Here is a 22,278-nt window from a genome sequence, read left to right on the forward strand (position 1 = left end):
TGCCGCCTCCCACACCCCCATGTCAGTAAGGGCTCACCTTGTCGCGCTCGCAACGTCTCAGAAGTCTGTCCGCACTCGCCGTAACCGCTTTCAGCGCTGCCGTCGTCCCGCCGGCGCTCGGAGCCGGCCCGGCAAGCGCCACGGGATCAGAGGGGTGCCAGTCCGCCACCGTGCAGTACCGCATCGTCGGTGCCGACGGGAACGTCGTAGGTGCCGACTGGACCTCGCAGGGCGGGCTCTACCTCTGGAAGACCGCACCCGGCACCGTAGAGGTCCGGCTCGCTCCCGGCCAGACGGTCGGGGACGGCTGCAAGTACCCCGTCTCCCTCGCCGAATACACCACGGAAGGGCCGGACTGGTACTCCTCCGGTCGCCAGACGCTGGTCGACAAGGCCACGGTCTACCTCACCGCCGCCGACGTCGCCGGCACGGACGACTCCGGGCGGACCTGGCAGAAGCTGAGCGTGAAGACGCCCGACTGCTACGGCCAGATCGATCTGTACGGCGACGACGTCACGTACGACGGCGGCACGGGTGAGGGGCACGGCCCCGCGCCGTACGAGCCCGACGGCGTCGTCACGCCGAACCACCTGATAGCGGCGTGGAACGGCGGCGAGAAGCCGTGCACCCCGAAGACGCCGGAGTCGCCCACCCCGACCCCGTCGGAGCCGGCGCCGAGCACTCCCGCCACCCCCACGACGCCCGCGGGAGAGACGACCCCGCCGTCCACCGACAAGCCGCCGACGAAGCCGCCCACGACCCCGGACGTTCCCCCGCTGGAGTCGACGCCGCCCACCACCCCGGCACCGACGCCCAGTGACAGCACGCCGCCCCTGGCGGAGACCGGCTCCAGCACGCCGGTCGGGCCCGTCGTGGGCGGTGCGGCCCTGGTGGTCGCCGTCGGAGCCGGCGTCCTGTTCGTGACGCGCCGCACGCGTCGCTCGTGACGGCAGCGCGACAGTTCGCTTCCTTCCGCTGAACGGGACCGCCGTCGCGGTGCAACACCGGCAGGTGACCGGTCTCGGCGTGACTTCCGGGGCCGGACGCCTGGTCGCCGAACGGGGCCGTAGTGACCCGATGTACCTGGTCGCTACGGCCCCTGCGCGGCCGGTCCCCTGGGGGCGGGGAGCCGGAACATCACCGCGCGGCACGGTCAGAGGGGCACGACCTGCCAGTCCTGGTTGGGCCCTCCGGTGGCCGGCCACTGGATGACCGGGGCTTTGTCCGCGGTGGACGCGTCCTTCACGTCGGCACACCAGCCGTTGCGCACGTTGACCAGTGTGTGGTAGCCGCTGGCTGAGGACGGGACCAGCTTCCACGACTGGTTGTCGCTGCCGCTGTCCGTCGACTGGTCGAGGGCCGCGCCCTGGGCTGACCCGTCCGGGCTGTTCAGCACCTTGTGGCTCTTGACGTTGGACAGCCGGTAAGAGCCATCGATATTCGGCAACAGCTTCCACTGCTGGTTGGAGCCGCCGTTCCAGGGCCACTGGATGATGGCGCCGCCGTCGGCGGTCGAGCCGTCGCTGACGTCCATCACCTTGCCGCTCTTGCGGTTGACCAGCTTGAAGTTACCCAGGTCCGCGACGAAGGGCCGGTCGAAGACCTCCAGGTTGCGGATCGACGCCCACACCCCGGCGGGTAGCCCGGTGACCGTCACCCGGACGTATCGGGCGCTCGCGCGGAAGAGGGCGACCTGCACCTGGGCGGTGCTCGTGGTGGCGGTCCGGTCGGCCAAGGTGGTCCAGGTACTGTTGTCAGTGGACCCCTCGATCTTGTACTGGTAGTTCTTGCTGTCCATTTCCCAGGCGATACGGGTGCCGGTGAGGGACCTGGTCGAGCCCAGGTCCACCTTCAGCCACTGTCCCGTGTTGCCGTTGCCGGCGCACCAGCGCGTCGCGGTGGAGCCGTCGACGGCCTTCGCCGCGGTGTGTTGCCCTTGGACGTCTCCTCGCTGCTGGCTGTAGCGGTCTTGCCGGCGGCGATGTTCGCCGGCTGCACGGAGCGGTCCAGCGTGACGCCGACGACGCTGTCCTCGGGGATGCGGGTGCGGTTGATACCGCTGATCGTCACCGTGCCGTCCGAGCCGGTGCTGTACGAGAGGTCGGCACCCGTGGCGACATCGAAGACGCGGGTGACCTGCGCGTCACCGATGGACGGGGTGGTGAAGCCGGTGCCGCTGTAGCCGGGCAGCAGATGGACGTAGAAGGTGTTGTCCTTGTACGTGAAGCCGTACCGGCCGTCCATCGGTTCCCACGGCCCGCCGCGCGTGCCGTAGACGGCCTGGCCACAGGTGGACAGGAAGGACCCGACCCTGCGCACCGCCGCGGCCTGGTCGGCGGGGATCACGCCGGTGCGGTCGGGACCGACGTTGAGGAGGACGGTCATGTTGCGTACCCAGGAGTTGACCAGGATGTTCATGATGGTGCCGAAGCTCATCACGGGTGCCCCGGCCTTGTAGCCCCAGGTACCGCAGATGGTGAAGTTCTTCTCCACCAGGCGTCCGGTACGCATGGGCCCGGAGGGGATCGAACCGCCCTCCTCACTGAGGTAGTCGCCCATCCAGCCGGAGCGCGGGTTGACCACAATGTCCGGCTGGTGCTTGCGGACCAGGCCCATCACGCCGAGGGGTCGGCCCGTGGCGGAGTCGGTCTCGCTGTAGGCGGCGTCCACCGGCCACTGGTTGGTGCTGTCGCGGAGCTTGCCGGGTTCCCAGAAGAATGCGGCGTCCGCGTCCGAGCCGCGCTGGCCCAGCCAGCCGCCGTCCCAGTAGATGTCGTCGATCTTGCCGTACTGGGTCATCAGCTCCTTGACCTGCTGGTACACCTCGTTCTTCATGATCCGCGCGTTCTCCTTGTGCGCGGGATCGGTGGTGTAACCCCATTTGTTGGGCAGGCAGTTGGTGCCCGTGACGTCGTAGTAGCCGGGATAGCGCCAGCTCATCGGGGAGTAGTAGAGACCGACTTTGAGACCGGCGGCGCGTACGGCGGTGACGTACTCACCGATGAGGTCCCGCTGCATCGGGGCCTGGCCAGCGTGGAAGGCGTTGGGGTGGGCGGACGGCCACAGGGCGAAACCATCGTGGTGACGGGTCGTCAGCACTGTGTACTTCGCGCCCATGTCCTTGGCCAATTGGGCCCAGTCGGCCGGTTTGTAGGTGCTCGCCGTGAACTGCTCGCCGGTCGCGTCGGTGAAGTACTTCCTGTAGGTCTCGGGCGGGACGGCGGCGTTCTCCATGTACCACTCGCCCTTGGCGGTGCCGGAGTAGACGCCCCAGTGGATGAACATGCCGAGTTTGGCGTCCTGGAGCCACTGGATCTTCTCGTCGGACTGCTGCTCGATGTCCAAGTCGGACTTGGGGATCCGCAGCGGGGGAAGGGGCAGCGGCTGGGCGGTGGTGGCGGCGTGCGCGGGGGCCGCGAGTGTCGGCGAAACCGCTGCGGCAACCGTCATGGCGGCCATGCCGGTCAGCACTCTGCGGCGACTGATCGGTTGGGGCAAGGTTCTCTCCTCACTGTTCACAGAACAGCACGGGCGTGGGTGAGGCGCAGCCTCAGAAGGTGGGGGTGTGGAAGTCCCGGTCAGCGCCTCGTGGCGCGCCACACGAGAGTGGGGACATGGGATGATTTTGTAGACCCTCAAACGACTACTGTCCAGGGATGTGACGAATATGCTCCGTATTGGATGGCTCTATGGGTGCTGCCAGCGATAGTGATCTTTGGACATGGGATGTATCTATCGGTGGGTGCCTGGCCAAGGACGGCGGCGTCGTCCAGGTGAATCCAGTTCCACGGACCACCGATACCGACGGAGTGCAGAGCCGCGTCGACGACAGGTGGAGTCGCTCGTTGGGCATCCGTGACCAGGTGGAGGCCGACGCGATCGGCGGCAGCGGCAGTGACGCCAGGAAGCGCCAGCAAGGTCGCGTCAGCTGTATCAAGCAGGTCGCGTTGACGGGTCGCGTCACTGCGCTCGCCGAGCGCAACCGCCCCGTGGGCGCCGCGACCCGCGGACGTCAAGGGTATTGACGGCTCCCTCTCCCTCCCACTTAACTTTGGCCGACTTTACGAACGGCGTTCGCTATTTCGGACGAACCGGCGCTGGTGTCGACCCTCCGCAGGCCCCCTGTCCCTGGGCCAAGAGAGAAGTCGCCCGATAGCCGCGCCCGTCCCCTCAGCACTCACACCCTGCTGCCCATGCCATCCCACCGCGCCCTCTCACCGGACGGTGGCATGAGCACAACGACAGGAGACGTACATGTCCGCGCTCCGCGCACGGCTGGCGGCGATATTGCTCGTCGCGTGCCTCCTCTTCTCAGGTCAAGCCCTGATCACCCCCCAGTCGGCCGCCGCCGCAGACCCCGGCTACCTGATGGTGCACTTCACCGGGGACGGGTCGACCGGTCAGCAGATGTACCTCTCGCACAGCACGGACGGCCTGCACTGGAACGACCTCAACGGCGGGGGCATGGTCCTGCGCTCCACGGTCGGCACGAAGGGGGTGCGTGATCCCGCATTCGTGAAGTCCCCCGACGGCAGCAAGTACTGGATTGTCGCCACCGACCTGTGCATCGGCTGCGGGCAGAACTGGGACAGCGCCGTGAACAACGCCAGCCGCAACCTCGTGGTGTGGGAGTCGACGGACCTGGTCACCTGGTCGCAGCCGTGGCTGCTCAACGTCGCCGGCGCGATACCCGACGGCCGCAACGCCTGGGCTCCAGAGGCGATCTGGGACCCCGAGACCAACGACTACGTCCTGTACTGGGCGACGAACGCGACGCTGAACGGTGTGCTGAAGCACCGTATCTACTACGCCCGCACCAGCGACTTCCGCACGATCACCACTCCACAGGTCTACATCGACCGTCCCGGCACCCAGAACATCATCGACACCCAGATCGTCGAGGTGCCGGCCGGCGTCGGCTCCTACCGGTACGTACGGGCCTCCGGCGATGGGCAGATAACCCTCGAAGGCAGCAACTCGATCCTCGGCACGTGGACGAACCTCGGCAACCTCTCCGGCATCGGCCTTACCGGATCCCAGGTCGAAGGCCCGATGTGGATGAAGTTCAACGGCACCGGCAAGTGGGCACTCTACCTCGACCAGTACGCCTCAGGAGGCGGCTACATGCCGGTCCTGACGACCGACCCGTCCAACCCTGCCGCGTACCAGAAGCCGGCGTCGACCAGCTACAACATGGGCGGCACGAAGAAGCGCCACGGCTGGATCCTGAACCTGACGGCCGCTGAGGAGAGCCGCGTCCTCGCACGCTGGCCCAACACCGCGGTCAACCGGCTGCAGTCGTACAACTTCCAGGACCGGTACGTGCGGCACGCCAACTTCGACGTGCGCATCGACCCGAACGTCAGCCCCGTCGACGACTCCCGCTTCCGGCTGAGGCCCGGTCTGACGGGCTCGGGCACCGTCTCCTTCGAGTCGGTGAACTTCCCCGGGTACTTCCTGCGGCACTCCAACTACGACTTCCAGCTGGTGTACAACGACGGCAGCAGCCAGTTCGCCGCGGACGCCACCTTCCGTCGGGTCGCCGGGCTCGCCGACTCGACCTGGTCGTCGTTCCAGTCGTACAACCACCCCGACCGCTACATTCGCCACTACGCGTACGAACTGCGGCTGGACCCGATCACCACGGCTACGGGACGCAGCGACGCCACCTTCCGCGTGACGAGCTGACCCCACCGACAGGGATGCCGGCGGTCTCGCGCTCACCGTCCGCTCGGCGGGAGCGCGAACCCCGGCAGTGGTTGCGCACAACCTGGCCAACGGGCCTGTGAGGGATTCTTCCCGCATGGCTTCGACGGGGGTCTTGTCTCCGAGCGCGACGCGGGGTCGACCGTTGAGTTGTCAGGCGACCTCGCGGAAGTCCCGGGCGGTGTGTCCGGACAGGCCGGTGCCCTTGGGAGCGTCTTCCTGAGCTGGGGGCGGGATCTGGGCTGTCTGCGTGACCGACAGGTTGCGCACGTGCGGCGCTTTCATCCGTCCCGCAAGTGGATCAGGCGGACGTAGCGGGTGGGGCACTCGCCCAGGGTGCCGATCGCCGAACTCTGTCCCCGGCCGACGATGAGGTCGCCCTCCGAATGCCGGTTGCGTCCGGTGCGGAGCTTGGCTTCGCGGCGTCCGAGGAGACCGGAGAACGGGGCCTCTGCTGCGGTGACCACCGCTCGGTGAGCTCCTCGCGTACCAGCGTCCGTAGCGGCTCCCTCCTCGATCCCCACGGCCGGCCCGTCCACCGAAGCAGTGCAACCGTCGCCCGAGTTGGGCACCCGCGGCCCCGCGAAAGTCGCCGCCCACCGACGCATCGTCGGCAGGACGGATGCAGTCCCACACCACCTGCCAAGCAGTCGCCACCGCCTACAGGGCATTCGCGGGTACGCGTCCTCCGGCGCAGGCGGGGCCCTCCCTGCTGCGGATCTCAGCACATACAGGCCCGACGCCTTGGCCCTCCCCGCCATCACCGCCTCCTCCCGGAGCCGGCGCCGGCTGCTCGGGGAGACGTCCTCCGGCGCCCTGGCCTTTGGAAGATCGATGCACTTGTCGCGGGCAGCGGTCCCGCGATCACCACATTGCCGCGTCCGCACCGACTGTCGACACGTGTCGAACCGGTTCGCCGCACGCTCCCGCCCATGCATCAGTGCGGTGCTGCTCACCGCATGACCTTTCACCACCTGCCGGTTTCTGGTCTGTTACAGAAGTGTGCCCAAGGGATTGACACTCGCACGGTCAGCTCTTACCTTCCCATCACGCGAACCGGTTCGATGGAATTGAACCAACTCGACAAAGGAGTCGCCGTGAACATCGGTGAGATCGCCCGGCGGGCCGGTGTCTCGCGGAGTACCGTGTCGTACGCGCTGAGCGGCAAGCGTCCGGTGTCGGAGGAGACGCGCCGGAAGATCCAGCAGGTCGTCGACGAGCTGGGCTACCGGCCCAGCGCCAGTGCCCGCGCCCTTGCCAACGGGCGGACCAGCACCATCGGGCTGGTCTTTCCGCCGGCTGGCAACCACTACACCGGGATGCAGCTGGACTTCATCGGCAGTGTCGTGGAGGCCGCCGCGGCCTTCGACTACGACGTGCTGCTCTCCCCGAGCGGCGTGGACAGCGACCGTTCGTTCCAGCGGCTGCTGGGGGAGCGGCGGGTGGACGGGGCGATCCTGATGGAGATCAGGCTGGAGGACGACCGGGTCGAGCACCTGGCCGCCCTGGACTTCCCCTCCGTCGCCATCGGCCGCACCGGGCATCCGGAGAGCGGCTGGTGGGTGGGCCTGGACCACACCGCGCTGGCCGCGGCCTGCGTCCACCACCTCGCGGACCTCGGCCACCGCCGGGTCGCCTTCGTCAACCGGCCCGAACAGCTCCTGCGGGCCGGCTACGAGTCCGCGCACCGCGGCTTGGACGGCTTCACCAAGGCCGCCGCCGAGCGCGGGCTGACCGTGCGGACGTACTGCTGCGGGGACGACGCCGCCTCGGGCCAGGCCTGTGTGGAACAGATCCTGCACGACGACCCGGCCACCACGGCCCTGGTCACGCTCAACGAGGCCGCCCTGGGCGGCCTGTACCGGGGGCTCGCCCACGCGGGCCGTCATGTGCCGCGCGACTTCTCCGTCACCGGAGTCGTGGCGTCCCGGTGGGCTCAGACGGTGACCCCGCAGCTCACCGCGGCGGACGTACCGGCGGAGGAGATGGGCCGGCGCGCCGTCGACCTGCTCGTCGAGCGGCTCGACCACCCCGACGCGCCGCCCCGGCACCACCTGCTCGCACCGCCGATCTCGCTACGGGCCAGCACCGGCCCCGCAGGCGCCCCGCCTTCCGCAGAACCTCGCCCTGGCTCCGGTATCTGACGATCTCTTCCTCCCCGTTCCGTTCATAGCCGCACCCACCTCGAACCTCTCCGCCGCCCTTCCTGCGGCACCTCCATGCCGAAAACCTCAAGAGGAACCGCAATGAGCAGATCCACCAGACGGCGTCCGACCGCCGCGATCCTGACCGTCGTCGCCGTTTCCGTCTCCGGCGGTGTCACCGCCTGCTCGTCCGGTTCGGACGGTGCGAGCACGAAGACCGCCGACAGCGGCACCTTCACCGTCTGGGACCCGTACCCGCAGTTCGACAAGAGCTCGGCCTGGGTGAAGCTGCTGGACGACTGCGGTGCCGAGGCCGGCGTGAAGATCAAGCGGACCGGCTTCGACACCAACGCCCAATCCACCGACCGCACAGGCGGATGAAGACGTCCTGGGCGGCCCGTTGGCCCAGGCAGCACGCACACCGGGAGATCCCCCATGCTCGAACCCCGCACAGTCCCCCCGCCGGAACGCAGCGGCAGACCTGTCCCGCCGGGACGCCGCGGCGTTCGGACGGCCACCGCGTTCTCGGCACTGCTGGCGTCGCTCGCGGCCGTCGCCCTGCCCGCCACCAGCGCCCATGCCATCGACACCAGCGTCACCGTCGACTTCGCCACCGCCGGAGAAGCCCCCGGCTACGGCGCCTCGGGCACGATCTACGGAATGTCCGAGAACGGCTCGCTGCCCCAGGAGCACTTCTACAAGGACATCAAGTGGAAGTTCATGCGGGCCGGCGGCGCTCAGCTCGACAACCCCGGCGGCTGGGTCGCCGGCAAGTACGACCGCCGGTGGAACTCCACCCGCGCCCAGTACCAGCGCACCAAGTCGCTGGGCGGGACGTTCGTCATCCTGCCGCACGACCTGTGGGGCGCCGACGGCACCACCAGTCCCACGTTCCCGGGTGACAACGGCGACTGGTCCCAGCTCGACGCCTTCTACGACCGCCTCCTCGCCGATGCGAAGGCGGCCGGCATGACCGATGTCATGTGGGACATCTGGAACGAACCCGATACCACTCTCTTCTGGGGACGGTCTCAGGCCCAGTACCTGGAGATGTGGAAGCGGTCCTACCAGCGGATCCGCGCGGCCTTCCCGAACGCGGTGATCGTCGGCGCCAGCACGGCCAACAAGCCCGGGTCGACTGGCTCCACCTGGTGGGACGCGTTCTTGGACTACGTCAAGGCCAACAAGGTCGAGCCGGACGTCTACAGCTGGCACGACCTGCCCGGTGACCCGGTCGCGGACTCGAACGCGGTCAAGTCGAAGCTGGCTGCCCGGTCGATGACCACCAGTCGTCCGTTCCAGGTGAACGAGTACGCCAACACTGGCGAGCAGACGCCGGGTCGTGGTGGCTGGTACATCTCCCGTCTGGAGCGGGCCGGTGCCGATGGGTTGCGGGCGAACTGGGCCATGGGGGCCGGCCTGCACGACTTCCAGGCGAATCTGCTGACCAAGACCGGTACTCAGTACCTGCCGCTGGGCGAGTGGTTCCTCTACCGGTACTACGGTTCCCAGACCGGCAATGTCGTCAACTTCGTCCCGGGCACCAACACCGACGGCCTGGCGACGAAGGACAACACGGCCAGGAACGCCAAGATTCTGCTGGGCAGCAACGGCAACACGGGCAACGTCACTGTCAATCTCAGTCGCCTCGACACCACGAGTGTGGTGGAGAACGGCCGGGTCCGCGCGGTCGTGCAGCGCATCCCCCACAACAACGGCGGTGCCGTGAGTGGTCCGGTGACGGTTTCCGACCAGGCTCTGACCGTGAGCAGCAACTCCGCTTCGGTCACGGTGCCGTGGACGGACTCCAGGGACGGCTACACGGTGACCCTGCTCCCGCCGTCGAACACCACGATCTCCACGGTCGCGGTGGCTCAGCACAGTGGCCAGTGCCTGGACGACACCAACTTGTCCACCGCCAACGGCACGCAGTACCAGCAGTACCACTGCGAGGGCGGCTACCAGCAGATGCTCGACCTGAAGCCGGTCGCCGGCAAGGCCGACACCTACACCATCGTCAACCAGCACAGCGGCAAGTGCCTGGATGTGGCGGGCGCTTCCACCGCGAACGAAGCCGCCGTCATCCAGTACACCTGCACCAACAGCCCCAACCAGCAGTTCACCCTGCGCCCGGTGACCGCACTGGGCAACAGCAAGGACTACCAGCTCGTCGCCGTCCACAGCGGCAAGTGCGTCGACGTCAGCGAGATCTCCACCGCCCCCGGCGCGAAGATCCACCAGTGGACCTGCGACCCCGCAAGCGCCCTCACCAACAAGCGCAACCAGATCTGGCGCCTGCAGGGCATGAGCTGAGCCGAATCGTCAGACCCACGCGTTCCGGCCCCACCGCGTCGTCGGTGGGGCCGGAACGGACATGTGACTGTTCAGGGACGTCGATTGCGGAAGCTTTGGGCGGGCCACTCTTCAATGCCGGTCGGGTGACTGGGCGGTGGGGAAACGAGCGGCGGCGCGTCGCGGTGCCAGGACAGCCGTGCGACCGTGGTGGTTGCGCAGTGCGGCGGCAACTGGTCCACTGGCGGCGGCACTCCGCAGTAGTGGAACAGGACCGAGATCGGCTACCACCGCGCCCTGGGCCCGCCTCACCGGATCGCGTCACACGGGTCAGTGTGGTGCGAACTGGACCCGCGTCGGTATTCGGTGCGGGCCTGCCGGCGCCAGCCGCCGTCGGTGGGGACCGCCGGCGGCGTGAGCGCCCGTTCTTGGAGCAGATCGAGATCGTGCCGGACGGCTCGGCTCGACAGACGCCGGCTGATGGCGATTCGACCCCTCGAGGGGACGGGCGGCCCTGCGGTCGTGCCCACCATCAGGCGGCGGCTGCGTCTGCGCTGTACCGCGTGGTCTGGCGTGTCTTGCCTGTTCATCCGTTCGGGAGAGCGTGTCCGTGTGGCAGTGCTCAGCGGCCGCAGGTGGTGACAAGGTTGTTCGGTGCCGGCCCGCGGTGGACGGCCTGCCGGGCGAAGGCCGTGACGCCAGAGGGCGGGCGGCGCCGGAGCGCCGAAAGGGCCGAACCGACCCGGTACACGAGGTCGGTTCGGCCCTTGCCCGGACGTCACATGTGTACGACGCGGGCGGCGTCAGGGTCCTGCTCCGGTACGCCGCGTCGGTAGAGGATGACGCTGATGACCAGGCCGACGGCGAAGAACACGGCCGACCACCAGTAGGCGGTGGAGTAGGCCTCCAGGCCCGCATGGGCCTGCACGGCGAGGTCCCTGGGGTCCTTGCCGGTCAGATAGTCGGTGGCGGCGCTGGTGGCGAGGGTGTTGAGCAGGGCGGTGCCGATCGAGCCGCCGACCTGCATCATGGCGTTGACGGTGGCGGAGGCGACCCCGGAGTGCTCGGCGTCCACGCCTGTGACGGCCAGGCTCATGCCAGGGGGCATCACCAGGCCGAGGCCGAGACCCACCACGACCAGAGTCGGCAGGATGTCCGTGACGTAGGAGCTGTGCAGGTCGAGGGCGGTCATCCAGACCATGCCGGTGGCGGCCAGGCCCATGCCGAGCGGGACCACCGGCTTGGGGCCGACGCGGGGGATCAGCACGCTGGTCGCGAGGGTGGAGCTGATCACCAGCGCGCCGGTCATGGGCAGGAAGGCCAGCCCGGTCTCGATGGGCGTGTAGCCGAGGCTCTGCTGCAGGTAGTACGTGAGGAAGAGGAACACTCCGAACATGCCGGCGCCGCTGATCAGCACGGCGATGAAGGAGGCGCCGCGGTTGCGGTCGAGCAGCACGCGCAGGGGCAGCAGGGGATGGGAGGACCTGGTCTGCCACACGGTGAACGCGGCGAGCAGGACGACTCCGGCGACCAGCCAGCCCCATGTCTGCGGCGAACTCCAGTCATGACTCTCGGCGTTGGCGAAGCCGTAGACCAGGCTGAACAGGCCGCCGCCGACGAGGATGGCGCCGGGGATGTCCAGGCTGGTGGTCTTGTCGCGGGTGGTACGGCGCAGAAGGAGGGCACCTCCGAAGAACGCCGCACCGGCGAAGACGAGGTTGACGTAGAGGGTCCAGCGCCAGTCGAGGTGCTCGGTGAGCACACCGCCGAGCAGCAGGCCGATGGCACCGCCGGCGCCGGCGATGGCGCCGTAGACACCGAAGGCCCTGGCGCGTTCCTTGGGGTCGGTGAACGTCGTGGTCAGCAGCGACATGGCGGCCGGGGCGAGCAGGGCCCCGAACAGGCCCTGGCCGACGCGCGCGGCGACCAGCATCTCGAAGCTGTTCGCGGCGCCGCCCAAGGCGGAAGCCCCGGCGAAGCCGACCAGTCCGACCAGGAAGGTGATCTTGCGGCCGAACAGGTCGGCTATGCGTCCGCCGAGCAGCAGCAGGCTGCCGAAGGCGAGGGCGTAGGCGGTGACGACCCACTGCCGGTCGCCGTCGGAGAAGCCCAGATCCTTCTGGGCCGAGGGCAGGGCGATGTTCACGATCGTCGAGTCGAGCACCACCATGAGCTGGGCTACGCCGATGACGGTGAGGATCCACCAGCGATGGCGAGGTGGTGCGCCGGAGGACGGGAGCGGGGACACGGCGGCCGTGGCCGGTGTGTCGAGGGACGTTTGTGACATGACGAAGTCTCCAGAGAAGTGCTCAAGGAGCAGAAGGTGCGGTGATGTGATGCGGACGGCTGCTTCGTTGGAGCTCGTCACGTGATGCGGTCGGTGATCGCGTAGCCGTCAGGCCGCCGGCGTACCTGAGCGACGGACTCCCGCACGGCGCTGAAGAGCGACACCGAGGGGAAGAACAGCCGCGATCGGTTGCGATGCGGGCCCGGGCTCTCCGGCGGCCTGTCGGCGGGCTGCCTGCGCCGAGGCGGGGGAGAAGGTCTGCCAGTACCGGGCCTGCCGGTTCAAGGTGCTGATCAGGGGCATGAGGTCGGTCGCGGCCGGGACGTCGGGGATGCCCAGCCGGTCTGCTGCGGTGCTCCCGAGGGACCGCCGCAGCACGCAGTGGATGAGGTCTTCCAGTTGCTCCTCGGACAGGACCGCGCCCGGCGCGTGAGCCGTCGCACGGGCCTGTGCGCCGATCACGGCGGCCGTCGCAGCGCGTGAGGTGTCATCGGGTGCGGCCGTCATGGTGTTCAGCAGGTCCTGCAGGTGGCGGGCGCCGGCGTGGTCGGTGACGTCCTTGTACAGGCGCTCGTCGAGCCCGAGGAGATGGGCGACGTAGGACCAGTACCGGTAGAGGTGCCTCTCCTCCTCGGCAGTGATGTCGATGCCGACGGCCGCCAGGGCCTGGAAGGCGGTGAGGGTGAAGCCGAGCCAGGTGCGTGCCATGTCGAGCTGGCCGATCGGCAGACCCGGGAGGCCCATGTCCCAGTCCGTGAGGGAGGCGGCCCGCATGCGGGCGTGACGCAGCCGGGCCTCGACGGTGGCCACGTACCCGGGCCCGCCGCGCAGCAGCCCGCCCGGCCGGATGGTCTGCCGTGCCCACACCCCGGTCTGCGCGAGCCGGCGCGACACGGTCGGCGTCGGCCTGTCGGTTCGCATCAGCAGCCGTGCGGTGGCCGGGCAGGCGTAGGTGTGAGCGAGCGCACTGGTGATCACACAGAGACCGAACCACAGGGGCGGGACGGACAGGCTCACGGTGTCGCCGCGGTGGAGCATCAGAGGGTCGACCCAGGAAGGGGTCGTCTCCACCTGCTTCAGCAGCGCGGCCACGGCTTTCGGGGGCCGCTCGTCGAGACCTGCCAGCCCTTTCCTCAGACCGGCGTCGAGAGCCTGCCGCGCCTTGGGGCCGTAGAGGTCCAGTTCGGCGATGACGGCGTCGGCGAGCGGATCTCCGGCGGTGAGCAGCGGAGCCATGCGGTCGGCCTTCACGGAGGGCCGACGGCCCACCGCTTCGAGGGCGATCACTCGCTCGGAGGGTGTGTGGGGGGTGTGGTTCGCGGTCATGTGGCTCTCTCGCTTCCGAGAAGGTGCGACCAGGGCGTCGGACGCACTCAGTTCCCGACTCGGTCGGGGAGGTGGGGATGTCCGGCACGAACAACGTCTGACACCTGTCAGATTAGAGGCAATCTGACAGGTGTCAAGTAAGCTTGTTTCTCGTGACCCAGAAGGGCCGGACGGCGGGCAACCCTCGCAGGCAGCCGAGGCAGGTCTTTTCGGGAAGAGCGCGACGCCGACGCACGACCCCTGTGAGGTGCACGCCGCGCAGGCTCGAACCAGCAGTCATGGAGGCAGTGATGGGAGTACGAACCGAGTCCGTCAGGCGGCCGGGGCGCCCAGGGACCGGCACCCCGGCGGTGCCCGGGGAGGAGAGCATCCTCCAGCGGGGCCTCGAGGCCTTCGCGGAGCTGGGCTACGACCGTGCCTCCGCACGTGAACTGGCCCGCCGCCTGGGCGTCAGCCACAACTTCATCAACGACCGGTACGGCTCGAAGGCGGCCTTCTGGCGTGCGGTCATGGACCATGCGCTGGGCCCGCAAGTGGAGAGCCTGCTCCAGGCGGATTCCGGGATCGACGACGCCGAGCGGCTGCGCCGGATCGTCACCGGCTTCTACCGCGCCGCGGCGGACACGCCGTTGATCGGACGCGTCTTCGTCGACGAGTCGTCCCGGGACACCGAACGGCTGGACTACCTGTACGAGCGCTTCATCGCGCCGACCCTTCAGCTCATGACGCCCAGCATCGAGCGGCTCGTCGCCTTCGGACGCATGGCGCCCATTCCGAAGGACGTGCTGTTCTTCGCTGTCATCCCGCCCGTCGCGGGAATGGTGGAGGGCCCTCTGGCGCGGCGCCTCGGCCGACCGGAATCCGCCTCGTCACAGCAGCTCACGGACACAGCGGAGGCGCTGGCGACGCTCGTGGTCAACGGACTGCTCGCGACGGGGGCGCCAAGGGACCGGTGAGCTCGGCCGGGTGCCCGTCCGGCGGATCTTGGAGCCCGTATCGGGCTCGACGCACAGATCGGCCGGGGCTACCCGCTGCAGCCGGCCCCGACGGCCGGCTCGCCCGTCCATGAGGGCCATGCCGTCCCCGCTCGGCACGGACGCCGTCAGGCCACCGGCCGGATCGTCGCCGTCGACGGCCGTCCTCCTACAGGCCCGTGGCACCGGTGACCAGCGGTGCCGGGTATCCGGATGTCGACGTCCGCTCCGGCCCGCGGCTGACGGATCGGAGAAGCCCGCGGCAGCCTCGGCCGGCTACGACTTGGCTCTGACCAGACCGGTGTCGTACGCCGTGATGACGGCCTGGATGCGGTCGCGGGCGCCGATCTTGGCGAGGACGCGGCCGACGTGCTTCTTGACGGTGGATTCGGTCAGGACGAGGCGCTCGGCGATCTCGGTGTTGGTCCAGCCCTGGCCGATGGCGACGAGGACTTCGCGTTCGCGGTCGGTGAGGGTCTTCAGGCGGGGGTCCTCGGCGGGTGGCCTGTCCGCGGGGGCCAGGACCCGGTGGGTGTAGGCGTCCAGGAGGCGACGGGTGAGGCGGGGGGAGACGACGGCGTCGCCGGTGGCGACCGCGTGGATGCCGGCGACGAGTTCCTCGGGGCGGGCGTCCTTGAGCAGGAAGCCGCCGGCACCGGCGCGCAGGCCTTCGTAGGCGTACTCGTCGAGGTCGAAAGTGGTGACGATGAGGACGCGGGTACGGCCGCCCGCGGCGATGATGCGACGGGTGGCCTCGATGCCGTCCATGCCGGGCATGCGGATGTCCATGAGGACGACGTCGGGGCGCAGTTCGGCGGCCATGCGGACGGCCTCGGCGCCGTGTGCCGCCTCACCGACCGGGGTCAGGCCGGGGGTGCCCTCCAACAGCATGCGCACGCCCATGCGTTGCAGGGGCTGGTCGTCGGCGATGAGGACGGTGGTCATGACTGATGATCTCCTGGGGGTACGTCGAGGACCACATCGACGAGCCAGCCGTGGCCGGCGGCACGCGGGCCGAGGGTGACGGTACCGCCGTACATGGCGGCCCGCTGGCGGATGCCGACGAGGCCGTGCCCGGCGTCGCCGGACCGCGCGCCGACGGCGGCCGCGCCGGTGTCGGCGACCTTGATGTGCACGGTGTCGGCGTCCTTGATGACGGTGACGTCGGCCGTGGCGCCCGGGCCGGCGTGTTTGAGGGTGTTGGTGAGGGCTTCCTGGACGATGCGGTACACGGTGAGCTGAACGCCGCTGCCGAGGGCGTCGAGGTCGCCCGTCGTCCGGTAGGTCACGGGCAGCCCCGCCGCTCGCACGCGCGTCAGCAATGGGTCCAGGTCCCGGATGCCGGGCTGGGGGCCGAGCAGCCGTTCGTCCTCTTCAGGGCCCCGCTCTTCGCGCAGCACGCCGAGGACCCGCCGGAGTTCGCTCATCGCCTGGCGGCCGGTGTCGGCGAGGATGCGCAGGGCTTCGGCGGACGTCTCGCCGCGGTTGGCGGCGAGGGTGGCGGCGCCGTCGGCGACGCTGACCATGACGGAGAGGTTGTGGCCGACGATGTCGTGCATCTCGCGGGCGATGCGGGTGCGTTCGGCGGCGGTGGTGAGCCGGATGCGCTGGTCCTGCTCGATCTCCAGGCGTGCGGCCCGGTCCTCCAGTGCCGCGAGGTAGAGGCGGCGGATCCGCAGCGTCAGGCCGACGGCGATGGCCGCCGTCGCCGTGCCCATCAGGAAGAAGAGACCGAGGAACGGGTGCTCGACAGGGGCCAGCAGCCCTACCGCCAGGGCCAATTCGGCCGCGGTGAGGGCGGCGGCCCAGCCGAGCACGCGCAGTGATCCGTGCAGGGCAAGGCTGTAGAGGGCGATGAGCGCGGGCATGCCGGTCTGCTGCCACACACCCAGCGACCACTGAGCCAGCAACACCGCGGAGATCACCCAGTACGTGATCTCTGGGGCCCTGCGGCGCCACCACAGCGGTACGACGAGCGCGACGGCGAAGGCAACCAGCACCGGCATTGGCAAGTGGCTGGGGTCCGTCGTGTCCCCGAAGGGGCCCTGGCGGCTGCGGGAGAGCAGATCGGGCAGGCTGAGCAGGGCGACGACGAGGACGACCGCGGTGTCGAGCACCCAGGGATGCCGCTGGTCCAGTCGGCGTCGGGCGCTCCGACCGCGCAGTATCCGGCCCAGGACCGGGTGTGCCCAGGCGTCGGCGAGCCCGGAGGACGGCGCGGCGGCCGTCCTCCGGGCGATGGTCGCGGGGGCCTGTCTCATGATCCCACTGTCTCGCACCGCCGCTCAGGCGTCGCTCTTGAGGAGCCGCCAGGCAGCTCCGGCGAGGGTGAGGGCCACCCACCCGGCGAAGACGGCGAGTCCCGCTCCGGGGGAGAGGGCGTCGGAGGACTGGTGCAGGGCGTACATCGCCGAGCCCGCGTTGCCGGGGAAGTAGGGGTTGACGGTGTCGTAGAGGGAGTCGGGCAGCAGGGAGGCCAGGCCCGGGAGGATGAGCAGGACGCCGACCAGGACCGCGATCGCCCCGGCGCTGGAGCGCAGCAGCATGCCCAGGCCCACACCCGCGACGGCGACCAGGGCGAGGTAGAGGCCGGCACCGACCAGGCTGCGCAGCACACCGTCGTCGCCCAGGGACAGGGCGATCTTCTCGCCGTCCAGACCCACGGTGCCCAGCTGGAACGCGGCCAGGGCGCCGAGCGTGGTCAGGACCAGGACGACGGGGCCGATCACGGCAGCCTTGGACCACAGGACCGGCAGGCGGCGGGGAACGGCGGTGAGGGTGGAGCGGATCATGCCGGTGGTGTACTCGCCGGCCGACAACAGGACGCCGAGCACACCGACGGCCAGCGACGTGAAGGTCACCCCGAGCAGGGCGAGGCCGATCGCGTCCTGGGCGCCTGAGCCGGGTCCGGGCGGTCCGTCCTGGCCGGCGGTGTCGGGGCTGTAGGTGGCGGAGGCGATCGCGCCGAGGGCGACCAGCAGGACCACGGCGACGGCGAGGGTGATCCAACTGGAGCGCAGCGACCAGAACTTGGCCCACTCCGCGCGCAGCACCCGCGGACCGGTGACCTTGTAGGCCCGGGTGCCTGCCCGGGCGGGGGAGAGTTCGGTGACCGTCATCAGGCTGCCTTTCGCTCGGTCTCGCCGGGATGGCTCTGGTACTCGACTTCGTCCCTGGTCAGGTCCATGAACGCCGCCTCCAACGAGACGGCCTGCGGGGTGAGCTCGTACAACGCCACCCCGTGCTCGGCCGCGATCCGCCCGATCTCCCGGGCGTCGCGCCCGGAGACCAGGAGTTCCTCAGCGGACGAGGAGGAGATCGACACGTCCGGGCCCGCCAGCAGCGAGCGCAGCCTGGCGGCATCGGCGGAGGCGACCTTCACGCCGCCGCCGCTCGCCTCCCGGGTGAAGTCGTCGACGGTGGTGTCCGCGAGCAACCGACCGCGCCCGATGATCACCAGATGGTCGGCGATCAGCGCGGTCTCGCTCATCAGGTGCGAGGAGAGCATGACCGCCCGGCCCTCGTCGGCCAGCGAGCGCAGCAAGTTGCGCACCCACAGGACACCCTCGGGGTCGAGGCCGTTGACCGGCTCGTCGAGCATGACGATCGCGGGATCGCCGAGCAGGGCCGCCGCGATACCGAGCCGCTGGCCCATGCCGAGCGAGAAGGCCCCGACCCGCTTGCCGGCCACGCTGGTCAGCCCGGCCAGTTCGATGACCTCCTCGACCCGGCGGCGCGGGATGCCGTGCGTGTGGGCGAGCGCCATCAGATGGTTGAACGCGCTGCGGCCGGGGTGGACGGACTTGGCCTCCAGCAGGGTGCCGATCTCGTGCAGCGGTGCCATGTGCTTCGCGTACGACGTGCCGTTGACCGTCACCGAGCCCTTGGTGGGGGAGTCCAGGCCGACGATCATGCGCATCGTGGTGGACTTGCCGGCACCGTTGGGGCCGAGGAAGCCGGTGACCTCACCGGGCTTGACGGTGAAACTCAACTCGTCGACGACGGTCTTGTCGCCGTACCGTTTGGTCAGCTCACGCGCTTCGATCATGGGTGTGGGCCTCTCCCTCTGACTCGGCCGGGCGGGCGCCGCGGCCTGTGCCGTCGACGTTAGAAGCGCAGTCGGCGCGAACCCTGGGACCACGGGGGACACTTGATCGCCCGAGTGGTACGGCGGTGCCACTCGGCGCCGATCACCGGTACGCCTCAGGTATGACACCCCGGCGGGTAGGCGGGGGAGCCGGCCCACCGTCGCGCACTCCAGGTCGTGGAGACGGCGCATGTCCCAAACGGGCAATGCGCCATGTCTCCCACGGGAAAGACCTGGCCACGGCTCTAGGGGTTCACTATCGGCCACCTCGACGAAAAGGAGCCGAAACATGCCCGAGGAAGCCAGGTCGGAATTCTGGAAGGGCCTCAAGCCGATCACCGACTCGGTGAAGCCCGACGCACAACCGGAGGTCTATCTGTCCCAGGTGGCCACCGACGACGACCGGTACTACGCACCGCTCAGCGAGACCGTCGGCTCGCGCCCGCTGTGGATCAACGTCAAGGACAACTCCTGGGCCGACATCCTCTGCGCCAAGCAGGCCGGACTCGTCAACCGGCACTACCACCCGCACGAGGTGTTCGCGTACACGATCTCCGGCAAGTGGGGCTACCTGGAGCGGCCCTGGACCGCGCGGGCCGGTGACTTCGTCTACGAGGCCCCCGGCGAGGGACACACGCTGGTGGCCTACGAGAGCGACGAGCCGATGAAGGCGTTCTTCATCGTCAAGGGCCCGCTGATCTGGCTGGACGAGAACGGCAACACCACCGGCTACTTCGATGTCCACGACTACATCGAGCTGTGCAGGAACCACTACGAGAAGGTCGGCATCGGTGCCGACTACGTCAACTCACTCTTCCGGTGACCCCGGTCCCGCCGCTCCGAACGAGGTTCCGATGTCACGTATCCGTACCCGTGTGCGGCCCGACGCAGAAGCGCCCGCGGCCACCGACACCACTGCCCGCCGCTATGAGAACCGGCTGCTCCTGATCCTTTTCCTGGCCTTCGGATTCGTCTTCTTCGACCGCCAGGCGTTGCCCTTCCTCGCCCCGTACATCGCCAAGGACTTCCACCTCTCCAACACCGAACTGGGCACACTGTCCGGAGTGCTGGCCCTCACATGGGCACTGTCCGGGCTGGTCGCCGGCCATCTGTCGGACAAGCTCGGCAGACGCAGACCCATCCTGATCGCCGCGGTGGTCCTCTTCTCCTGCTTCTCCGCGGCGGGCGGGCTGATGACCGGCTTCCTCGGTCTGCTCGTCGCCCGGGCCCTGATGGGCGTGGCGGAGGGTGCCGTGCTCCCGCTGGCCCAGTCACTGATGGTGGAGGCGTCCCGGGAGAGCCGTCGCGGTCTCAACATGGGGCTGCTCCAGGGCTCGTCGGCAGGCCTGATGGGCGGGATCCTCGCCCCGCTGGCGGTGGTGTGGCTGGCCGAGCTCCATGGCTGGCGCACGGCCTTGCTCGTGACGATCGTGCCTGGTCTGCTCATCGCGGCCTGGATCGCGAAGTCGGTCAGGGAGGTGCCACCCGGCGGCCGGGTCCAGGTCGCCGCCGCCGATGCCGAGGTCATCCCCGAGACGACGGCCGGCCCCAAGCCGTCGGTGCGGGAGGTCCTGGGACACCGCAACATCGTCCTGTGCATGGCGATCGCGTGCTGCTACCTGACCTGGTTCATCGTCATCGTCACCTTCACCCCTACGTACCTGCTGACCGTCAAGGGTCTCTCCCCGAGCACCATGAGCGGCGTCATGACCTGCCTGGGAGTGGGGTGGGTACTGTGGGGGTTCCTGACCCCGGCGGTCTCCGACCGCATGGGCCGCAAGCCGACCATGATCGCCTTTTCCGCGACAGCGGCCCTGTGTCCGCTCGCGGTGGTCTACGTCACCGATCCGGTGGTGCTGGGCCTGGTCGTCGTGCTCACCTACACCGGGCTCGGCTGCTTCACCCTGTTCATGGCCACCATCCCCGCCGAGACAGTGCCCCGTGGCGCGCTGGCCACCGCACTCGGGCTGGTCATGGGAGTCGGCGAGCTGGCCGGTGGCTTCCTCGCCCCGGTGATCGCCGGGCGCGCGTCGGACGTCTGGGGCCTGCAGACGGCGATGTTCATCTCCGCCGGCGGCGCCGTCGCCGTCGTCCTGCTCTCCCTCGGCCTGCGGGAGACCGCGCCGGGCGTGCTGCGCCGTCGGGCCGAGCGGGCCGAGGCTGCGGTCGGCCCGGGCGCAATGGTGGCGGGAGCGGCCGAATGAGGCCCGACACGCGGCGTATGCGAGCCGCTGTCTGGTACGGAGCCAAGGACGTCCGCATAGCCGAGGTGGACGTTCCCACACCCGGGCGCGGCGAGGTGCTCATCGAGGTCGCCTACTGCGGCATCTGCGGCAGCGACCTGCACGAGTACGTCGACGGACCACACGCGATCCCCGTCGCGGAGCCGCATCCGGCTTCCGGCGTCACAGCTCCGCTCGTCCTCGGCCACGAGTTCTGCGGGACGGTGGCGGCCCTCGGGCCGTCGGTGACCGGCCTGACGATCGGTGACCGGGTCGCCGTCGAACCGAACTACCGGTGCGGGGCGTGCCCACGGTGCCGGGCAGGTGAGTACAACATCTGCCGGCACTTCGGGTTCGCCGGGCTGATGGGGAACGGCGGCATGGCCGAGTACGCGGCCGTCCCCGCCTACATGGCGCACCGCCTCCCCGAGACCGTGTCGCTGGAGCAGGCCGCGCTCTTCGAACCGGCCTCGGTCGCCCTGCACGCCCTACGGCGCGCCGGGGCCCTGCCCGAGACAGTGGCGGTGGTCGGCCTGGGCCCGGTCGGCCTGCTCACCGTCCGGCTCGCCGCGGAACGCAACGTGCGGCGCATCGTCGCCGTCGACGTCTCCCCGGCCCGCCTGCACCGCGCCGCCGGGCTGGGCGCCACCGATCTGGTCGACGCCGGCGTGGAGGAGGGCGCCGGGGAGCGTATCCGTGAGCTGACCGGCGGAGAGGGCGTCGATGTCGCGTTCGAAGTGGTCGGCTCCGAGAGCGCCCTGCGCACCTGCCTGGCCGCGACTCGGCGCGGCGGCCGGGTCGTCCTCGTCGGTCTGGCCCCTCAGGTGTCCTTGGACACCTTCGCACTGGTCAACAACGAGCAGTCGATCGTCGCCAGCGTCGGCTACCGCGACACCTATCCGGAACTCATCCGGCTCGTCGCCGAGCGAGGGCTGGACCTGACACCGGTCGTCACCTCGACCATCGCCCTCGACGCTCTGGTCCCCCATGGCTTCGAGGCGCTGTTGGACGGTCCGGGAAACCAGGTCAAGATCCTGGTCGACCCCGCCGCACACCGTGACCGCCTCGACCACCTCGCCACCTGCGCGGCGTCAGCCGAGACGGCGACGCGTACGACCTCGGACCGCGGGAGGAGGTGCTGAGCCCGGCTCACCGCGATCGTGCAGGGGGTGGGCCGGCCGACGCGCCCCCGGCTCCCACTCCGGCCGGCCCCGGGACGGCGCCTCCCGACTGACCGGTA

19 protein-coding genes and 2 pseudogenes are annotated in these 22,278 nt (G+C 69.5%); 10 read left to right on the top strand and 11 right to left on the bottom strand.

Annotated elements, in window-relative coordinates; genetic code table 11:
- The first annotated feature begins 170 nt into the window (after positions 1 to 170).
- Positions 171 to 947: an LAETG motif-containing sortase-dependent surface protein gene (locus NW895_RS27860; RefSeq protein WP_289938943.1), complete on the top strand. Its 777-nt coding sequence runs from the start codon at positions 171 to 173 to the stop codon at positions 945 to 947.
- A 206-nt stretch (positions 948 to 1,153) separates the two neighbouring features.
- Here the strand turns inward: NW895_RS27860 and NW895_RS27865 are convergent, their stop codons facing one another.
- The 3 genes and pseudogenes from NW895_RS27865 to NW895_RS27875 form a co-directional block, all read right to left on the bottom strand.
- Positions 1,154 to 1,534, bottom strand: coding sequence for an RICIN domain-containing protein (locus tag NW895_RS27865; protein ID WP_289939137.1), 381 nt, complete (start codon positions 1,532 to 1,534; stop codon positions 1,154 to 1,156).
- 144 nt (positions 1,535 to 1,678) lie between these two features.
- A pseudogene (locus tag NW895_RS27870) lies at positions 1,679 to 1,882 on the bottom strand (discoidin domain-containing protein); the annotation flags it as partial.
- Positions 1,852 to 3,459 carry an alpha-L-fucosidase gene (locus NW895_RS27875; RefSeq protein WP_354670116.1) on the bottom strand — a complete coding sequence of 536 codons (1,608 nt, stop codon included), beginning with the start codon at positions 3,457 to 3,459 and terminating at the stop codon, positions 1,852 to 1,854. The pseudogene NW895_RS27870 and the gene NW895_RS27875, both read right to left, overlap by 31 nt.
- 386 nt (positions 3,460 to 3,845) lie before the next feature.
- On the opposite strand from NW895_RS27875, the gene NW895_RS27880 reads away from it, so the two are divergent.
- On the top strand, positions 3,846 to 4,025 hold the full coding sequence (locus tag NW895_RS27880) for a hypothetical protein (RefSeq protein ID WP_289938944.1): 180 nt from the start codon (positions 3,846 to 3,848) through the stop codon (positions 4,023 to 4,025).
- A gap of 229 nt (positions 4,026 to 4,254) precedes the next feature.
- Positions 4,255 to 5,688: a glycoside hydrolase family 43 protein gene (locus NW895_RS27885; RefSeq protein WP_289938945.1), complete on the top strand. Its 1,434-nt coding sequence runs from the start codon at positions 4,255 to 4,257 to the stop codon at positions 5,686 to 5,688.
- Between the two features lie 171 nt (positions 5,689 to 5,859).
- Here NW895_RS27885 and NW895_RS27890 read toward each other — a convergent pair whose 3' ends face one another.
- Both NW895_RS27890 and NW895_RS27895 read right to left on the bottom strand, forming a co-directional pair.
- Positions 5,860 to 5,991, bottom strand: coding sequence for a hypothetical protein (locus NW895_RS27890; protein WP_289938946.1), 132 nt, complete (start codon positions 5,989 to 5,991; stop codon positions 5,860 to 5,862).
- Positions 5,988 to 6,173 (bottom strand): hypothetical protein, encoded by a 186-nt coding sequence (locus tag NW895_RS27895; protein WP_289939150.1) that lies wholly within the window; start codon positions 6,171 to 6,173, stop codon positions 5,988 to 5,990. The genes NW895_RS27890 and NW895_RS27895 overlap by 4 nt, the downstream gene beginning before the upstream one ends.
- 630 nt (positions 6,174 to 6,803) lie before the next feature.
- Here NW895_RS27895 and NW895_RS27900 point away from each other — a divergent pair.
- The 3 genes and pseudogenes from NW895_RS27900 (at position 6,804) to NW895_RS27910 (ending at position 10,163) form a co-directional block, all read left to right on the top strand.
- Positions 6,804 to 7,850, top strand: coding sequence for a LacI family DNA-binding transcriptional regulator (locus NW895_RS27900; protein WP_289938947.1), 1,047 nt, complete (start codon positions 6,804 to 6,806; stop codon positions 7,848 to 7,850).
- A gap of 102 nt (positions 7,851 to 7,952) precedes the next feature.
- A pseudogene (locus NW895_RS27905) lies at positions 7,953 to 8,201 on the top strand (sugar ABC transporter substrate-binding protein); the annotation flags it as partial.
- A gap of 84 nt (positions 8,202 to 8,285) precedes the next feature.
- Positions 8,286 to 10,163, top strand: a complete 1,878-nt coding sequence (locus NW895_RS27910) for an RICIN domain-containing protein (RefSeq protein ID WP_289938948.1) — start codon at positions 8,286 to 8,288, stop codon at positions 10,161 to 10,163.
- A 757-nt stretch (positions 10,164 to 10,920) separates the two neighbouring features.
- On the opposite strand, the gene NW895_RS27915 is transcribed toward NW895_RS27910, so the two are convergent.
- Entirely contained in the window at positions 10,921 to 12,429 is a 1,509-nt protein-coding gene (locus NW895_RS27915) for an MFS transporter (RefSeq protein WP_289938950.1), read from the bottom strand.
- 108 nt (positions 12,430 to 12,537) lie between these two features.
- On the bottom strand, positions 12,538 to 13,755 hold the full coding sequence (locus NW895_RS27920; protein ID WP_289938951.1) for an oxygenase MpaB family protein: 1,218 nt from the start codon (positions 13,753 to 13,755) through the stop codon (positions 12,538 to 12,540).
- Between the two features lie 290 nt (positions 13,756 to 14,045).
- Between NW895_RS27920 and NW895_RS27925 the strand changes: the two genes are divergently transcribed.
- On the top strand, positions 14,046 to 14,711 hold the full coding sequence (locus tag NW895_RS27925) for a TetR/AcrR family transcriptional regulator (RefSeq protein WP_289938952.1): 666 nt from the start codon (positions 14,046 to 14,048) through the stop codon (positions 14,709 to 14,711).
- A 294-nt stretch (positions 14,712 to 15,005) separates the two neighbouring features.
- Here the strand turns inward: NW895_RS27925 and NW895_RS27930 are convergent, their stop codons facing one another.
- The 4 genes from NW895_RS27930 to NW895_RS27945 are packed head-to-tail and all read right to left on the bottom strand — an operon-like array spanning position 15,006 to position 18,777.
- Positions 15,006 to 15,674, bottom strand: coding sequence for a response regulator transcription factor (locus NW895_RS27930; protein WP_289938953.1), 669 nt, complete (start codon positions 15,672 to 15,674; stop codon positions 15,006 to 15,008).
- Positions 15,671 to 16,990 (bottom strand): histidine kinase, encoded by a 1,320-nt coding sequence (locus NW895_RS27935; protein ID WP_289938954.1) that lies wholly within the window; start codon positions 16,988 to 16,990, stop codon positions 15,671 to 15,673. The genes NW895_RS27930 and NW895_RS27935 overlap by 4 nt, the downstream gene beginning before the upstream one ends.
- Before the next feature lie 24 nt (positions 16,991 to 17,014).
- Positions 17,015 to 17,848, bottom strand: coding sequence for an ABC transporter permease (locus NW895_RS27940; RefSeq protein ID WP_289938955.1), 834 nt, complete (start codon positions 17,846 to 17,848; stop codon positions 17,015 to 17,017).
- Positions 17,848 to 18,777 carry an ATP-binding cassette domain-containing protein gene (locus NW895_RS27945; protein WP_289938956.1) on the bottom strand — a complete coding sequence of 310 codons (930 nt, stop codon included), beginning with the start codon at positions 18,775 to 18,777 and terminating at the stop codon, positions 17,848 to 17,850. The genes NW895_RS27940 and NW895_RS27945 overlap by 1 nt, the downstream gene beginning before the upstream one ends.
- Positions 18,778 to 19,105: 328 nt before the next feature.
- Between NW895_RS27945 and NW895_RS27950 the strand changes: the two genes are divergently transcribed.
- From NW895_RS27950 to NW895_RS27960, 3 genes are read left to right on the top strand one after another with little or no spacing between them, the layout of a single operon-like run.
- The gene (locus NW895_RS27950; RefSeq protein WP_289938957.1) at positions 19,106 to 19,639 is read left to right on the top strand and encodes a 2,4'-dihydroxyacetophenone dioxygenase family protein; all 534 of its coding nucleotides are present in this window, start codon (positions 19,106 to 19,108) and stop codon (positions 19,637 to 19,639) included.
- Positions 19,640 to 19,670: 31 nt separating this feature from the next.
- Positions 19,671 to 21,020, top strand: coding sequence for an MFS transporter (locus NW895_RS27955; RefSeq protein ID WP_289938958.1), 1,350 nt, complete (start codon positions 19,671 to 19,673; stop codon positions 21,018 to 21,020).
- A 17-nt stretch (positions 21,021 to 21,037) separates the two neighbouring features.
- A complete protein-coding gene (locus NW895_RS27960; protein ID WP_289938959.1) occupies positions 21,038 to 22,180 on the top strand; it encodes a 2,3-butanediol dehydrogenase in 1,143 nt (380 codons plus the stop codon).
- The last annotated feature ends 98 nt before the right edge of the window (positions 22,181 to 22,278 follow it).

The sequence above is a fragment of the Streptomyces sp. S.PNR 29 genome (genome assembly GCF_030386795.1).
Classification (GTDB): Bacteria; Actinomycetota; Actinomycetes; order Streptomycetales; family Streptomycetaceae; genus Streptomyces.

Coding starts and splice junctions, on each gene's coding strand:
- NW895_RS27930 (WP_289938953.1), bottom strand. CDS start 15,674: ATGACCACCGTCCTCATCGCCGACGACCAGCCCCTGCAACGCATGGGC.
- NW895_RS27945 (WP_289938956.1), bottom strand. CDS start 18,777: ATGATCGAAGCGCGTGAGCTGACCAAACGGTACGGCGACAAGACCGTC.
- NW895_RS27925 (WP_289938952.1), top strand. CDS start 14,046: ATGGGAGTACGAACCGAGTCCGTCAGGCGGCCGGGGCGCCCAGGGACC.
- NW895_RS27915 (WP_289938950.1), bottom strand. CDS start 12,429: ATGTCACAAACGTCCCTCGACACACCGGCCACGGCCGCCGTGTCCCCG.
- NW895_RS27940 (WP_289938955.1), bottom strand. CDS start 17,848: ATGACGGTCACCGAACTCTCCCCCGCCCGGGCAGGCACCCGGGCCTAC.
- NW895_RS27920 (WP_289938951.1), bottom strand. CDS start 13,755: ATGACCGCGAACCACACCCCCCACACACCCTCCGAGCGAGTGATCGCC.
- NW895_RS27885 (WP_289938945.1), top strand. CDS start 4,255: ATGTCCGCGCTCCGCGCACGGCTGGCGGCGATATTGCTCGTCGCGTGC.
- NW895_RS27960 (WP_289938959.1), top strand. CDS start 21,038: ATGCGAGCCGCTGTCTGGTACGGAGCCAAGGACGTCCGCATAGCCGAG.
- NW895_RS27910 (WP_289938948.1), top strand. CDS start 8,286: ATGCTCGAACCCCGCACAGTCCCCCCGCCGGAACGCAGCGGCAGACCT.
- NW895_RS27950 (WP_289938957.1), top strand. CDS start 19,106: ATGCCCGAGGAAGCCAGGTCGGAATTCTGGAAGGGCCTCAAGCCGATC.
- NW895_RS27865 (WP_289939137.1), bottom strand. CDS start 1,534: ATGGACGTCAGCGACGGCTCGACCGCCGACGGCGGCGCCATCATCCAG.
- NW895_RS27890 (WP_289938946.1), bottom strand. CDS start 5,991: ATGAAAGCGCCGCACGTGCGCAACCTGTCGGTCACGCAGACAGCCCAG.
- NW895_RS27875 (WP_354670116.1), bottom strand. CDS start 3,459: ATGGCCGCCATGACGGTTGCCGCAGCGGTTTCGCCGACACTCGCGGCC.
- NW895_RS27935 (WP_289938954.1), bottom strand. CDS start 16,990: ATGAGACAGGCCCCCGCGACCATCGCCCGGAGGACGGCCGCCGCGCCG.
- NW895_RS27955 (WP_289938958.1), top strand. CDS start 19,671: ATGTCACGTATCCGTACCCGTGTGCGGCCCGACGCAGAAGCGCCCGCG.